Source organism: Pseudomonas sp. P2S-1 (genome assembly GCF_057197725.1).
In genome coordinates, this window is the sequence record NZ_CM170068.1 from 4,229,348 (window position 1) to 4,244,096 (window position 14,749).

A 14,749-nucleotide genomic window follows, 5' to 3' on the forward strand; every position below is an offset into this window, starting at 1 on the left:
GCAAGAAAAAGCAGTACGCGTCCGCTGCCTTTCTCTTACAGCTTGAAGCTTAAAGCTTGCAGCTAAAAAAAAGCCCCGGCTCGCAAGAGCCGGGGCTTTTTGTTGTTACTTCAGCGGATCAACCGTTGAACACTTCGTCCACGCTGTTCAGCGGGTAGTGCTTCGGATACGGCAGGGTCGCTACGCCGGATTCGATGGCGGCCTTGGCCACGGCATCGGAAACGACGTTCAGCAGGCGTGGGTCCAGTGGCTTCGGAATGATGTAGCCACGGCCGAATTCCAGGGCCTGGACGTTGTACGCGTCGCAGACTTCCTTCGGCACTGGCAGCTTGGCCAGGTCCTTCAGGGCGTTGGCGGCAGCGATCTTCATCTCTTCGTTGATGCGCTTGGCGCGAACGTCCAGGGCACCACGGAAGATGAACGGGAAGCCCAGAACGTTGTTGACCTGGTTCGGGTAGTCGGAACGACCGGTAGCCATGATCACGTCGTCGCGGGTAGCGTGCGCCAGTTCCGGGGAGATTTCCGGATCCGGGTTGGAGCAGGCGAAGACGATCGGGTTGGCCGCCATCGACTTCAGGCCTTCAGGGCTCAGCAGGTTCGGGCCGGACAGACCGACGAACACGTCAGCGCCTTCCAGGGCATCGGCCAGGGTGCGCTTGTCGGTCGCGTGGGCGAAGACCGCCTTGTACTGGTTCAGGTCGTCACGGCCAGCGTGGATCACGCCGGTACGGTCGATCATGAAGATGTTTTCAACCTTGGCACCCATGCTCACCAGCAGTTTCATGCAGGAGATGGCGGCGGCGCCGGCGCCCAGGCAGACGATCTTGGCGTCGCCGAGGGTTTTGCCAGCGATTTCCAGGGCGTTGATCATGCCGGCAGCGGTCACGATCGCGGTGCCGTGCTGGTCATCGTGGAATACCGGGATGTCGCACTGTTCGATCAGGGCGCGCTCGATCTCGAAGCACTCAGGTGCCTTGATGTCTTCCAGGTTGATGCCACCGAAGGTGATGGAGATGCGCTTGACGGTGTCGATGAAGGCTTGCGGGCTTTCCGAGTCGACTTCGATGTCGAACACGTCGATGCCGGCGAAACGCTTGAACAGAACACCCTTGCCTTCCATGACCGGCTTCGAAGCCAGTGGGCCGAGGTTACCCAGGCCAAGAATGGCGGTACCGTCGGAGATCACCGCGACCAGGTTGCCCTTGCCGGTGTATTGGTATGCCAGCTCAGGATCGCGGCCGATTTCACGCACGGGTTCGGCGACGCCAGGGCTGTAGGCCAGCGCCAGGTCGCGTGCGGTTGCGGTCGGTTTGGTGAGCTCGACGCTCAGTTTCCCCGGACGAGGCTGAGCATGATATTCGAGAGCGGCAGTTTTCAGATCTGACATGGTGGGCATTCCGCTTGTTTACTGTTCTGACGGACCGCCGAGGATACGCAAAGAGCAATGGGCCGACAAGACTGGCCGGTCACTTGTGTCAAGGCCTTTAACCTACGACTTTCAGCCAAGACCCGCGTAGTTCAAGGCTTTCAGTGTGTACAATCGGCATGAAAAAATGTTCACAATTTCTCAGCGATTGACCTTCTCCAGCATGCTCGCGTCGATCAGGACCGGCAACCAGCGTTGGTCGCCTGGTTTTGGGGCGGATCTGCGGGAACGATCCAGCACCGGGCCACGGCCGGCGGACGCCGACGAGCGGTAGCCGGCAAATCGCGCCCATAAAAAAAGCGCCCACGAAGGGGCGCTTTCTTCAGCAACGTGGGTAACCCCACGCGCAGTCTTACTTCTTGGCGCCGAACATGCCGAAGCGGTCTGCGAACTTCTGTACGCGGCCGCCGGTGTCCAGGACTTTCTGCTTGCCGGTGTAGAACGGGTGGCACTCAGAGCAAACGTCGATCGGCAGTGGCTTGGCCAGAGTCGAACGGGTTTCGAATTTGTTGCCGCAGCTGCAAGTCACTGCAACCACTTCGTAAGTCGGATGAATATCTGCTTTCATGGTGCTTTCCTCGACTGCGTGCCGCCACCCAACACCATTGTTGAATACCGCACGTAATTAGGCGGCGAATAATACCAGAGGCTGCCGTCAGTGCAAGATGTCGCTCGCACCGACTGTCGTCTGCTAGGCTCGCCGGCACCTGGAACCTTCCCTACAGAGAAAACTGCGCGTGTCCGACGTCATCCTTCGCCTTGCCCTGCCTTCGCCCCTGCGCAGGCTGTTCGACTACAGGGCCACGGCGAGCATGGCCCGCCAGGCGCTGACCCCGGGCATGCGCGTGCGCGTGCCGTTCGGGCGCCGGGAGATGATCGGCATCCTCGTGGAAGTCGCCGAACACAGCGAGGTGCCCGCCGACAAGCTGAAACCGGCGATCGCCCTGCTCGACCCGGTGTCGCCGCTGCCCCCGGCGCTGTTCAAGCTGTGCCTGTGGACTGCCCAGTATTACCAGCACAGCCTCGGCGACACCCTGAGCTGGGCGCTGCCGGTGCTGCTGCGCCAGGGCGAGCCGGCCGAGGCGCGGCAGGAGCGCTTCTGGCAGGTGGCGCCGAACGCGCGCGCCGACGATCCGCGCATCGCCCGCGCGCCACGCCAGCGCGAAGCCCTGCACACCCTGGCGCAACATCCCCACGGTGTCGCCCATGGCCTGCTGAGCAAGCTCGGCCTGAGCAAGGACAGCCTCGACCTGCTGCTGGCCAAGGAGCTGGTCCAGGTGGAAGTCCGCCGCCATGCCCCGCAGGCACGCCACGAACACTGGCTGGCCCAGCCGGAACTGCCGCTGAACGACGAACAGCGCGCCGCCTTCCATGCCGTGCGCGCCGGTTTCGGGGCCTTCCACGCCTTCCTGCTGGCCGGCGTGACCGGCAGCGGCAAGACCGAGGTCTACCTGCAACTGATCCGCGAGACCCTCGAAGCCGGCAAGCAGGCGCTGATCCTGATCCCCGAGATCAACCTCGGCCCGCAGACCCTGGCGCGCTTCGAACAGCGCTTCAACGCGCGCATCGCCCTGCTGCACTCCGCCGTCAATGATCGCGAACGCCTCGACGCCTGGCTCGCCGCCCGTGATGGCGAGGCCGATATCATCATCGGCACCCGCTCGGCGCTGTTCACGCCGATGAAAAACCCGGGCCTGATCATCATCGACGAGGAGCACGACGGCTCCTATAAACAGCAGGAAGGCCTGCGTTACCACGCCCGCGACCTGGCCCTGGTGCGGGCACGGCAAGAGAACATCCCGATCCTGCTGGGCTCGGCCACGCCGTCCCTGGAAAGCCTGCACAACGCCCATTCCGGCCGCTACGGCCTGCTGCGCCTGAACCACCGCGCCGGCGGCGCCCAGGCCCCGCGCTTCCTGCGCCTGGACGTGAAGAGCCGGCCTCTGGACAGCGGCATCAGCGGCCCGATGCAGCAGGCCATCGGCCAGACCCTCGCCGCCGGCCAGCAGGTGCTGGTGTTCCTCAACCGCCGCGGCTTCGCCCCGACCCTGCTGTGCCACGATTGCGGCTGGCTGTCCGAGTGCCCGCGCTGCGATGCGCGGATGACCGTGCACCAGCGCTCCGGCGAGCTGCGCTGCCACCATTGCGGTTATGACGAGCGCGTGCCGCGCCAGTGCCCGCAGTGCAACCATGTCGACCTGCGCCCGGTCGGCGCCGGTACCGAGCGCGCCGAGGAACGCCTGAGCATCCTCTTCCCGGACTATCCGGTGCTGCGGGTCGATCGCGACAGCACCTCGCGCAAGGACGCGATGAACCAGCTGTTCGCCACCATCCAGCGCGGCCAGCCGTGCATCCTGGTGGGCACGCAGATGCTCGCCAAGGGGCATCACTTCCCGCGGGTGACCCTGGTGTCCATCCTCGACGCCGATGGCGGGCTGTTCTCCGGCGACTTCCGCGCCAGCGAGCGCATGGCGCAGTTGATCGTCCAGGTCGCCGGCCGCGCCGGACGGGCCGAGGAGCCGGGCAAGGTGATCATCCAGACCCACCTGGCCGACCATCCTTTATTGGTCCAGCTCACCGAGCAGGGCTATTTCGCCTTCGCCGAACAGGCCTTGAGCGAGCGCCGCGCCGCCGGCCTGCCGCCCTTCGCCCACCTCGCCCTGCTGCGCGCCGAAGCGCACAAGCCGGGGCAGGCGGAAAGTTTTCTCGACGAAGCCTGTTCCGCCGCCGAACGATTGCTCGCCGAGCAGGGTCTGCATGGCATCGAATTGCTCGGTCCGGTGCCGGCGCCGATGGAACGCCGTGCCGGCCGCTTCCGTGCCCAGCTACTCTTGCAGGCCAACGCCCGGGCGCCGTTGCACCGGTTGATCGCCGCCTGGCTGCTAGTGTTGGAGAGCCTGCCGAGCGGTCGCCAGGTGCGCTGGTCGATCGACGTGGACCCCGTGGACCTGTACTGACCCCGGCCCCAAAAGGTTGGCAACCCGTGTCCGGCAACGGATAATGCCCAGTTTTTCCACCTGCGCCTCGAAGCGCCACCGCGCTTGCGGTCGAAAGAGAATCCCATGAAAGACACCATTCGCCAGCTCATCCAGCAAGCCCTGACCCAACTCACCGCCGACGGTGTGCTGCCTGAAGGGCTGGCGCCGGCGATCCAGGTGGAGAACGCCCGGGACAAGACCCACGGTGATTTCGCCAGCAACATCGCCATGATGCTGGCCAAGCCGGCCGGCCTGAAGCCCCGTGACCTGGCCGAGAAGATCATTGCCGCGCTGCCGGCCGACCCGCAGGTGAGCAAGGTCGAGATCGCCGGCCCCGGCTTCCTCAACTTCTTCCAGAACACCCAGGCCCTGGCCTCGCGCCTGGACGCCGCCCTGGCCGACGCCAAGCTCGGCGTGCACAAGGCTGGCGCCGCGCAGAAGGTAGTGGTCGACCTGTCCGCGCCGAACCTGGCCAAGGAAATGCACGTCGGCCACCTGCGCTCGACCATCATCGGTGACGCCGTGGCGCGAGTCCTGGAATTCCTCGGCGACGACGTGATCCGCCAGAACCACGTCGGCGACTGGGGCACCCAGTTCGGCATGCTGATGGCCTACCTGCAGGAAAACCCCATCACCAGCGACGAGCTGTCGGACCTGGAAAACTTCTACCGTGCCGCGAAGAAGCGCTTCGACGAGTCCGAAGAGTTCGCCGACCGCGCCCGTGGCCTGGTGGTCAAGCTGCAGGCCGGCGACGCCGAGTGCCTGGCGCTGTGGACCCGCTTCAAGGACATCTCCCTGTCCCACTGCCAGAAGACCTACGAACTGCTCAACGTCAAGCTGACCATGGCCGACGTCATGGGCGAGAGCGCCTACAACGACGACCTGGCCAACGTGGTCAGCGACCTCAAGGCCAAGGGCCTGCTGGTCGAGAGCAACGGCGCCCAGTGTGTGTTCCTCGAGGAATTCAAGAACGCCGAGGGCGAGCCGCTGCCGGTGATCGTGCAGAAGGCCGACGGCGGCTACCTGTACGCCACCACCGACCTGGCCGCCGTGCGCTACCGCAGCAACGTGCTGCACGCCGACCGCGCCCTGTACTTCGTCGACCAGCGCCAGGCCCTGCACTTCCAGCAGGTGTTCGAGGTGGCCCGCCGCGCCGGCTTCATCAGCCACCCGATGCAGACCGAGCACATGGGCTTCGGCACCATGAACGGCGCCGACGGCCGTCCGTTCAAGACCCGTGACGGCGGCACCGTGAAGCTGATCGACCTGCTCAACGAAGCCAAGGAACGCGCCTACACCCTGGTCAAGGAAAAGAACCCGGAACTGCCGGAAGATGAACTGCGCGCCATCGCCAAAGTGGTCGGCATCGACGCGGTGAAATACGCCGACCTGTCCAAGCACCGCACCAGCGACTACAGCTTCAATTTCGACCTGATGCTGAACTTCGAAGGCAACACCGCGCCTTACCTGCTCTACGCCTACACCCGCGTCGCCGGCGTGTTCCGCAAGCTGGGCAAGGACTTCAGCGAAGTCGACGGCCACATCGTGCTGCAGGCCCAGCAGGAACAGGACCTGGCCGCGCGCCTGGCGCAGTTCGCCGAGATCCTCAACAACGTCGCCGAGAAAGGCACCCCGCACATCCTGTGCAGCTACCTGTACGACGTTGCCGGCCTGTTCTCCAGCTTCTACGAGAACTGCCCGATCCTCGCCGCGGAGACCCCGGAACAGCAGCAAAGCCGCCTGCGGCTGGCTGCCCTGACCGGCCGCACCCTGAAACAGGGCCTGGAACTGCTGGGCCTGGAAACCCTGGAGCGCATGTAAGTTGGCTGCCAAGAAAAAACCTGCTCCCAAGCGCGGCGCCAGCCGCAACCAGCCTGCGGCCAAGGCGCCGATCCCAGGCTGGATGTGGCTGGCCGCCGGCCTGACCATCGGCGCCTTCATCGTCTTCCTGATGAAGCTGGAACCGGGTCGGGATGATGTGAAGCGCGAGAAGCCGGAGCAGCAGAAGGCCGAGAAGATCGCCGAAGCCAACAAGACCCCGCCCAGCCCGCAGGCCCCCGTGAAGCCGAAGTACGACTTCTACACCCTGCTGCCGGAATCGGAAGTCATCGTGCCACCGGAAGCCGTGCCGGAGAAAACCCCGCCGGTCCCCGCGCAGCCTCCGGTGACCCCGGCGGAAGCGGCGAAGATCGACACGGCCCGCGCCCAGGCCGCGCTCAACGGCGAGGTGCCGCCGCCCGCGCCGCCGGTGATCAAACCGGCAGCCACCACGCAGTTCTATCTGCAGGCGGGTTCGTTCCGCAAACAGGCGGACGCGGACAAGGTCCGGGCGCAGATCATCCTGCTCGGGCAGTCGGTGCAGGTGGAATCCGGCACGGTGAAGGAAGAAACCTGGTACCGCGTGCTGGTCGGCCCGTTCAGCAACCGCGAACAGCTGACCGTGGCACAGAAGCAACTGGCCGGCAGCGGCTTCAACAACCTGCTGTTGCAGCAACGCCAGACCCGCCAGTAACTCCCGCCGCAAACGAAAAGGCCCTGATGCGAATCAGGGCCTTTTTGCTTAGTAGCGCTCTTGCGCGTTCTTCATCGAGATCTGCGTGTTCAGCGTCCAGAAGTCGTACAGCACGCCGATCAGGAACAGACCGCCAGTGAACAGGTAGATCACCCCGGTGATCCACTTGCCCATGAACATCCGGTGCACCCCGAACACGCCGAGGAAGGTCAGCAGCAGCCAGGTGACGCTGTAGTTGACCGGGCCGGCGTGGAAGCGCAGGTCGGCTTCGCGGTCCATCGCCGGGATCAGGAACAGGTCGATGATCCAGCCGATGCCCAGCAGGCCCAGGGTGAAGAACCAGATGGTGCCGGTGACCGGCTTGCCGTAATAAAAGCGATGCGCCCCCAGAAATCCGAAGATCCATAACAGGTAACCGATGACCTTGCTGTGGGTATCGGGGCGTCCTGCGTTTTGATAACCGTTCATTCATAGCCTCTGCGGGTTAGGAAAAAAATATCTAAAAATCGTGTGACTTTTTTGGAACTTACCGACGTGTGACAGTTCCGAGACGACCAGCGGATCAGAAATTGACCAAAAAGCTGTTATAAAGTTGCCCGCCAACACACACAAGAGCCTTGCCTAATGCGTCTATTTTTCAAGACATGGCTGACTATTTGCCTATTATTGCCCCTGGCCGCCCACGCCACCAACCGTGAGCAACGTCTTCCCAACGGCTTTGTCGGTTACACCGCGAGTTCCACGGCGGTTCGCTCGAACAAGAGCAGTATCAACAAGTCCCGTTCCAACCATCGCATCAGCAACGCCGCCGCCAAGCAGGTGGTCGCACAGATGCCCGCCAGCCAGAGCAGCGATGTGCTCAGCCGCGCCGTCAACCAGCTGGGCACACCCTATCGCTGGGGCGGCAGCACGCCGGGCAAGGGTTTTGACTGCAGCGGGCTGGTGAAATACGCCTTCAACGATATCGATGAAGTCGACCTGCCGCGCACCTCCAGTGCCATGGCCAGTGGCGACCACGGGGTGAAAGTGGATCGCAAGGACCTCAAGCCCGGCGACCTGCTGTTCTTCAATATCCGTAGCCGCCGGGTCAACCATGTGGCGATCTACCTCGGTAACGACCGCTTCATTCATGCCCCGCGTACCGGCAAGAATGTGACCATCGATACGCTGAACAAGCCGTACTGGAAGAAGCATTACGTGGTCGCCAAGCGCGTGTTGCCGCAGCAGCAACAGCAGCTTCGCCTGGCCAAGCGCTGATCCAGAATTTTTATTGAGGCTGATGGCCCTATCGCTGGCAAGCCAGCTCCCACAGGTTCGGTGCATGCAGTACCTGTGATAGCTGGCTTGCCGGCGATAGGGCCATCAGCAGCACCCCGCCACCCGGCCTAGTGCCATAAAGCCGCGACAAGCGGGTAGAATGCCCCGGACCCAGAAGCTGCCGGCATCGAACCCATGTCCACCCTCGCAGACAACCTCTCCACCCTCGCCGCCCGCATCCAGGCCGCCGCCACGGCTGCCGGGCGCAATCCGGCGGACATCCAGCTGCTGGCCGTGAGCAAGACCAAGCCCGCCAGCGCCGTACGCGAAGCCTTCGCCGCCGGCGTGCGCGATGTCGGCGAGAACTATCTCCAGGAAGCCCTGGGCAAACAGACGGAATTGACCGACCTGCCCTTGACCTGGCACTTCATCGGCCCCATTCAGTCGAACAAGACTCGCGCCATTGCCGAGCACTTCGACTGGGTACATTCGGTGGATCGACTGAAAATCGCACAACGCCTTTCCGAACAGCGCCCGGACCATCTGGCGCCGCTGAACCTGTGCCTGCAGGTCAACGTCAGCGGCGAGGCCAGCAAGTCCGGCTGCACCCCGGAAGAGCTGCCAGCCCTGGCCCAGGCCATCGCCGCCCTGCCGAAGGTGCGCCTGCGCGGCCTGATGGCGATCCCCGAGCCCACCGACGATCGCGCCGCCCAGGATGCCGCCTTCGCTCGCGTTCGCGAGCTGCAGGACAGCCTGGGCCTCGGCCTCGACACCCTCTCCATGGGCATGAGCCACGACCTGGAAAGCGCCATCGCCCAGGGCGCGACCTGGGTCCGCATCGGCACCGCGCTGTTCGGCGCCCGCGACTACGGCCAGGCCTGACCCATGCTTTTTCCCTTACACCCTCTCAAGGACCTGACATGAGCAAGACTCGTATTGCCTTTATCGGCGCCGGCAACATGGCCGCCAGCCTGATCGGCGGCCTGCGCGCCCAGGGCCTGGAAGCCGCGCAGATCCGCGCCAGCGACCCGGGCGCCGAGCAACGGGCGAAGATCCATGCCGAACACGGCATCGACCTGTTCGAAAGCAACGCCGAGGCCATCGAAGGCGCCGACGTGGTGGTGCTGTCGGTCAAGCCGCAGGCGATGAAAGCCGTATGCGAAGCCCTCAAGCCGAACCTCAAGCCCGGGCAACTGGTGGTGTCCATCGCCGCCGGCATCACCTGCGCCAGCATGAACGCCTGGCTCGGCGCCCAGCCGATCGTGCGCTGCATGCCCAACACCCCGTCCCTGTTGCGCCAGGGCGTCAGCGGCCTGTACGCCACCGCCGAAGTCAGCGCCGAACAGCGCCAGCAGGCCGAGCAACTGCTGTCGGCCGTGGGCATCGCCCTGTGGCTCGACAGCGAAGCCCAGCTGGACGCCGTCACCGCCGTCTCCGGCAGCGGTCCGGCCTACTTCTTCCTGCTGATCGAGGCCATGACTGCGGCCGGCGAGAAGCTGGGCCTGTCCCGCGAGGTCGCCTCGAAGCTGACCCTGCAAACCGCCCTCGGCGCCGCCCATATGGCCGTATCCAGCGATGTCGACGCTGCCGAGCTGCGCCGCCGCGTGACCTCGCCGAACGGTACCACCGAGGCGGCGATCAAATCCTTCCAGGCTGACGGTTTCGAGGCCCTGGTCGAAAAAGCACTGGGCGCCGCCGCGCACCGCTCGGCCGAAATGGCCGAACAACTGGGCAAATAAGGAGCCTTACATGATCGGATTGAGTTCTGCCGCCGTCTTCATCCTGCAGACCCTGGGCAGCCTGTACCTGCTGGTGATCATGCTGCGCTTCATCCTGCAGCTGGTCCGTGCCGACTTCTACAACCCGCTGAGCCAGTTCGCCGTGCGCGCCACCCAGCCGCTGCTCAAGCCGATGCGCCGGATCATCCCCAGCGTGTTCGGCCTGGACATGTCTTCGCTGGTGCTGGCAATCATCGTGCAGATGCTGCTGATGGGCGTGATCCTGGTGCTGCTCTACGGCACCGCCGGCAACCCGCTGAGCCTGCTGATCTGGTCGCTGATCGGCCTGGCTGCGCTGTTCCTAAACATCTTCTTCTATGCGCTGATCATCAGCGTGATCCTCTCCTGGGTCGCGCCGGGCAGCCATAACCCGGGTGCCCAGCTGATCAACCAGATCTGCGACCCGTTCCTCGCGCCGTTCCGCCGTATCCTGCCGAACCTGGGCGGCCTGGATATCTCGCCGATCCTCGCGTTCATGGCGCTGAAGCTGATCGACATGCTGGTGATCAACAACCTGGCGCTGATGACCGGGATGCCGGAAGTGCTGCGTCGTCTGATCTGATTTCATCGCTGTTGCTGATGGCCTCATCGCTGGCAAGCCAGCTCCCACAGGTACTGCATGCACCGAACCTGTGGGAGCTGGCTTGTCGGATCGCCGCACCGCAGCGATGGGCTCACCACGATTCACCTTGGCACATTGCTTGCCGCTCCCCCCGGTGGTCTTTAGACTGACGCGTCATTCACGCGTGAGCAGGGTCGATGTCCACTGTCCTTCCCGAAGATTCCGTCGGTCTGGTTACACCGCAAATTGCCCGGTTCGATGAACCGCTGGCCCTCGCCTGTGGCCGTTCGCTGGCCACCTACGAGCTGATCTACGAAACCTACGGCACGCTCAACAGCACTGCCAGCAACGCCGTGCTCATCTGCCACGCGCTGTCCGGCCATCATCACGCCGCCGGCTACCACAAGGCCGAAGACCGCAAGCCGGGCTGGTGGGACAGCTGCATCGGCCCGGGCAAGCCGATCGATACCAACCGCTTCTTCGTGGTCAGCCTGAACAACCTCGGCGGCTGCAACGGCAGCACCGGCCCGAGCAGCGTCAACCCAGCCACCGGCAAGCCCTACGGCGCGGATTTCCCGGTACTGACCGTGGAAGACTGGGTGCACAGCCAGGCGCGCCTGGCCGATCGCCTGGGCATCCAGCAATGGGCCGCCATCGTCGGCGGCAGCCTCGGCGGCATGCAGGCCCTGCAATGGACCATCACCTACCCGGATCGCGTGCGCCACTGCGTGGACATCGCCTCGGCACCCCGCCTGTCGGCGCAGAACATCGCCTTCAACGAAGTCGCCCGCCAGGCCATCCTCACCGACCCGGAGTTCCATGGCGGCTCGTTCCAGGACCAGGGCGTGATCCCCAAGCGCGGGCTGATGCTGGCGCGCATGGTCGGGCACATCACCTACCTGTCCGACGACTCCATGGGCGAGAAATTCGGCCGCGAGCTGAAGAGCGACAAACTCAACTACGACTTCCACAGCGTCGAGTTCCAGGTGGAAAGCTACCTGCGCTACCAGGGCGAGGAGTTTTCCGGGCGTTTCGACGCCAATACCTACCTTCTGATGACCAAGGCGCTGGACTACTTCGACCCGGCTGCCCGCCACGGCGGCGACCTGGCGGCGAGCCTGGCCCACGTGACCGCCGACTACTGCGTGATGTCCTTCACCACCGACTGGCGCTTCTCCCCGGCCCGCTCGCGGGAAATCGTCGATGCGCTGATCGCCGCACGCAAGAACGTCTGCTACCTGGAGATCGACTCGCCGTACGGCCACGACGCCTTCCTGATCCCGACCCAGCGCTACATCCAGGGCTTCACCAACTACATGAAACGCATTGCCTGCTGAGGACCCCATGAGAGCCGATTTGGAAATCATCCAGGACTGGATCCCCGCCGGCAGCCGCGTCCTCGACCTGGGGTGCGGTAACGGCGAGCTGCTGGCGTCGCTGCGCGATACCAAGCAGGTCACCGGCTATGGCCTGGAGATCGACGCCGACAACATCGCCGAGTGCGTGGCCAAGGGCGTCAACGTCATCGAGCAGGACCTCGACAAGGGCCTGGGCAACTTCGCCAGCAACAGCTTCGACGTGGTGGTCATGACCCAGGCCCTGCAGGCCGTGGAGTACCCGGACCGCATTCTCGACGAGATGCTGCGGGTCGGTCGCCAGTGCATCATCACCTTCCCCAACTTCGGTCACTGGCGCTGCCGCTGGTACCTGGCGACCAAGGGTCGCATGCCGGTGTCGGACTTCATGCCGTATACCTGGTACAACACGCCGAACATCCACTTCTGCACCTTCGAGGACTTCGAGGCCCTGTGCAGCGAACGCCGCGCCCAGGTGCTGAACCGCCTGGCGGTGGACAATCGTCACCGCAACGGCTGGGGTGGTCGCCTGTGGCCTAATCTTCTAGGTGAGATCGGTATCTATCGTGTCAGCAGCCCCGGCCTGCAGGAGCACAAGGTCGCGGTATAACCGTCGTTGAAATCGGAGGATAGGATCATGCGTCGTCTAGCCCTGTTGTTGATCAGCCTGTGCCTGGCCGTGCCGGCACTGGCGGCCGATGCCGCGAAACCGGAGCGCAAGGAAGTCTTCGGTGACGTGACCGTGCATTACAGCGTGTTCAACTCCACCTTTGTGCAGCCCGCCACGGCCCAGGCCGCCGGGCTGATCCGCAGCAAGAACCAGGGCGTGATCAACGTCACCGTGCTCAAGGGCGGCAAGCCTGCGGTGGCCAACGTCAGCGGCAGCGTCAGCGACCTGACCAGCCGCAAGAGCGCCCTGACCTTCAAGCAGGTCACCGACCAGGGCGCCATCTACTACCTGGCGCAGTTCCCGATCGAACAGGAAGAAAGCCGCACCTTCGCGATCAAGGTCGGCTCCGGTGACACCAGCAACGACTTCAGCTTCACTCAAACCGTATTCCCGGGCGAATGATGAAAATCCAGCAACTCGTATTGGCCAGCCACAACGCCGGCAAACTCAAAGAACTGCAGGCCATGCTCGGTGACACCGTGCAACTGCGTTCCATCGGTGAATTCAGCAGCGTCGAGCCGGAAGAGACCGGCCTGTCGTTCGTCGAGAACGCCATCCTCAAGGCGCGCAATGCCGCGCGCATTTCCGGCCTGCCGGCACTGGCCGACGACTCGGGCCTGGCCGTGGATTTCCTCGGCGGTGCGCCGGGCATCTATTCCGCGCGCTATGCCGACGGCAAGGGCGACGCGGCGAACAACGCCAAGCTGCTCGACGCGCTGAAGGACGTGCCGGAAGCCGAGCGCGGTGCGCAGTTCGTCTGCGTCCTGGCCCTGGTGCGGCACGCCGATGACCCGCTGCCGATCCTCTGCGAAGGCCTGTGGCACGGGCGCATCCTCACCGCCGCCAGCGGCGAGCACGGCTTTGGCTACGACCCGCTGTTCTGGGTGCCGGAAACCAACTGCTCCAGCGCCGACCTGGCACCTGCCGACAAGAACCAATTGAGTCACCGCGCCCGTGCAATGAGCCTGCTGCGTAAACGTCTGGGCCTGGCATGACCGAAAAATCGCCAGCCCAGCCACTGCACGCGGACGAGGCAGGTTTCACCACTCAAGCACCACGGGCGGCACTGCCGCAGCTACCGCCCCTGGCGCTGTACATCCATATCCCGTGGTGCGTGCGCAAATGCCCGTACTGCGACTTCAACTCCCACACCGCCAGCGCCAACCTGCCTGAAGAGGACTACGTCGACGCGCTGCTGGCCGATCTGGACCAGGAGCTGCCAGCCGTCTACGGCCGGCCGATCAGCAGCATCTTCTTCGGTGGCGGTACGCCGAGCCTGTTCAGCGCCAAGGCCCTGGGCCGGCTGCTGGCCGGGGTCGAGCAGCGGATTCCGTTCGCCAGCGATATCGAGATCACCCTGGAAGCCAACCCCGGGACCTTCGAACAGGAGAAGTTCAAGGCCTACCGCCAGCTGGGGATCAACCGCCTGTCCATCGGCATCCAGAGCTTCCAGCAGAGCAAGCTGGAGGCCCTCGGTCGTATCCACAACGGTGACGAAGCGATTCGCGCGGCGGACATGGCGCGCAATGCCGGGTTCGACAACTTCAACCTAGACCTGATGCATGGCCTGCCGGACCAGAGCCTGGAAGAGGCTCTGGCCGACCTGCAACAGGCCATCGACCTGAAGCCGACGCACCTGTCCTGGTACCAGCTGACCCTGGAACCGAACACGGTGTTCTGGAACCAGCCGCCGGAACTGCCGGAGGACGACATCCTCTGGGATATCCAGGAAGCCGGCCAGGCACTGATGGCCCGCCACGGCTATCGCCAGTACGAGATTTCCGCCTACGCTCAGCCGGGCAAGGCTGCGCGACATAATTTGAATTACTGGAGTTTCGGCGATTTCATCGGTATCGGCGCCGGTGCCCACGGCAAGCTCAGCCACCCGGACGGACGCATCCTGCGCACCTGGAAGACTCGCCTGCCGAAGGACTACCTGAACCCGGCGAAGGCCTTCAAGGCGGGGGAAAAGCTGCTGCCGCTGGACGAGCTGCCGTTCGAATTCCTGATGAATGCGTTGCGCCTGACCGAGGGCGTGGAAGCTACGCTCTTCAGCGAACGTACCGGGCTGCCGATGGAACAGTTGAAGGAAGCCCGTCGCGAGGCCGAACAAAAGGGCCTTTTGCAAGTCGAACCGACGCGGCTGGTCGCCACGCCACGTGGCCAGCTGTTCCTCAATGACCTGTTGCAGTACTTCTTGACCTAAGGAAA

At 64.2% G+C, this 14,749-nt stretch carries 15 protein-coding genes; 12 read left to right on the plus strand and 3 right to left on the minus strand.

Annotated features, from left to right (window positions below; genetic code table 11):
- Positions 1-118: 118 nt before the first annotated feature.
- Together AC2CQI_RS18870 and rpmE are read right to left on the minus strand one after the other, a co-directional pair.
- Complete coding sequence (locus AC2CQI_RS18870; protein ID WP_484577574.1) at positions 119-1,387, minus strand: malic enzyme-like NAD(P)-binding protein; 1,269 nt, start codon at positions 1,385-1,387, stop codon at positions 119-121.
- 391 nt (positions 1,388-1,778) lie between these two features.
- Entirely contained in the window at positions 1,779-1,994 is a 216-nt protein-coding gene (gene rpmE / locus AC2CQI_RS18875) for a 50S ribosomal protein L31 (protein WP_075802153.1), read from the minus strand.
- Between the two features lie 169 nt (positions 1,995-2,163).
- Between rpmE and AC2CQI_RS18880 the strand changes: the two genes are divergently transcribed.
- From AC2CQI_RS18880 to AC2CQI_RS18890, 3 genes are all read left to right on the plus strand, one after another.
- A complete protein-coding gene (locus AC2CQI_RS18880; RefSeq protein WP_075802154.1) occupies positions 2,164-4,383 on the plus strand; it encodes a primosomal protein N' in 2,220 nt (739 codons plus the stop codon).
- Positions 4,384-4,488: 105 nt separating this feature from the next.
- Positions 4,489-6,225, plus strand: coding sequence for an arginine--tRNA ligase (argS, locus tag AC2CQI_RS18885; RefSeq protein WP_484577575.1), 1,737 nt, complete (start codon positions 4,489-4,491; stop codon positions 6,223-6,225).
- Position 6,226: 1 nt separating this feature from the next.
- On the plus strand, positions 6,227-6,916 hold the full coding sequence (locus tag AC2CQI_RS18890; protein WP_075802156.1) for an SPOR domain-containing protein: 690 nt from the start codon (positions 6,227-6,229) through the stop codon (positions 6,914-6,916).
- Between the two features lie 48 nt (positions 6,917-6,964).
- On the opposite strand, the gene AC2CQI_RS18895 is transcribed toward AC2CQI_RS18890, so the two are convergent.
- The gene (locus AC2CQI_RS18895; RefSeq protein WP_075802157.1) at positions 6,965-7,384 is read right to left on the minus strand and encodes an NINE protein; all 420 of its coding nucleotides are present in this window, start codon (positions 7,382-7,384) and stop codon (positions 6,965-6,967) included.
- Between the two features lie 156 nt (positions 7,385-7,540).
- Here AC2CQI_RS18895 and AC2CQI_RS18900 point away from each other — a divergent pair, with 156 nt between their 5' ends.
- The 9 genes from AC2CQI_RS18900 (at position 7,541) to hemW (ending at position 14,744) form a co-directional block, all read left to right on the plus strand.
- Positions 7,541-8,173: a C40 family peptidase gene (locus AC2CQI_RS18900; RefSeq protein ID WP_484577576.1), complete on the plus strand. Its 633-nt coding sequence runs from the start codon at positions 7,541-7,543 to the stop codon at positions 8,171-8,173.
- Positions 8,174-8,368: 195 nt separating this feature from the next.
- Positions 8,369-9,055 carry a YggS family pyridoxal phosphate-dependent enzyme gene (locus tag AC2CQI_RS18905; RefSeq protein WP_484577577.1) on the plus strand — a complete coding sequence of 229 codons (687 nt, stop codon included), beginning with the start codon at positions 8,369-8,371 and terminating at the stop codon, positions 9,053-9,055.
- Positions 9,056-9,093: 38 nt separating this feature from the next.
- Positions 9,094-9,912: a pyrroline-5-carboxylate reductase gene (gene proC, locus AC2CQI_RS18910; RefSeq protein ID WP_484577578.1), complete on the plus strand. Its 819-nt coding sequence runs from the start codon at positions 9,094-9,096 to the stop codon at positions 9,910-9,912.
- Between the two features lie 10 nt (positions 9,913-9,922).
- Positions 9,923-10,513 (plus strand): YggT family protein, encoded by a 591-nt coding sequence (locus AC2CQI_RS18915; protein ID WP_075802161.1) that lies wholly within the window; start codon positions 9,923-9,925, stop codon positions 10,511-10,513.
- Positions 10,514-10,710: 197 nt separating this feature from the next.
- A complete protein-coding gene (gene metX, locus AC2CQI_RS18920; RefSeq protein ID WP_075802162.1) occupies positions 10,711-11,850 on the plus strand; it encodes a homoserine O-succinyltransferase MetX in 1,140 nt (379 codons plus the stop codon).
- Positions 11,851-11,857: 7 nt separating this feature from the next.
- Complete coding sequence (gene metW / locus AC2CQI_RS18925; protein WP_075802163.1) at positions 11,858-12,478, plus strand: methionine biosynthesis protein MetW; 621 nt, start codon at positions 11,858-11,860, stop codon at positions 12,476-12,478.
- Positions 12,479-12,505: 27 nt separating this feature from the next.
- Entirely contained in the window at positions 12,506-12,940 is a 435-nt protein-coding gene (locus tag AC2CQI_RS18930) for a DUF4426 domain-containing protein (RefSeq protein WP_075802164.1), read from the plus strand.
- Positions 12,937-13,533 (plus strand): RdgB/HAM1 family non-canonical purine NTP pyrophosphatase, encoded by a 597-nt coding sequence (rdgB, locus tag AC2CQI_RS18935; RefSeq protein ID WP_484577579.1) that lies wholly within the window; start codon positions 12,937-12,939, stop codon positions 13,531-13,533. The genes AC2CQI_RS18930 and rdgB overlap by 4 nt, the downstream gene beginning before the upstream one ends.
- On the plus strand, positions 13,530-14,744 hold the full coding sequence (gene hemW, locus AC2CQI_RS18940; RefSeq protein ID WP_484577580.1) for a radical SAM family heme chaperone HemW: 1,215 nt from the start codon (positions 13,530-13,532) through the stop codon (positions 14,742-14,744). Before rdgB ends, hemW begins: the two co-directional genes overlap by 4 nt.
- The last annotated feature ends 5 nt before the right edge of the window (positions 14,745-14,749 follow it).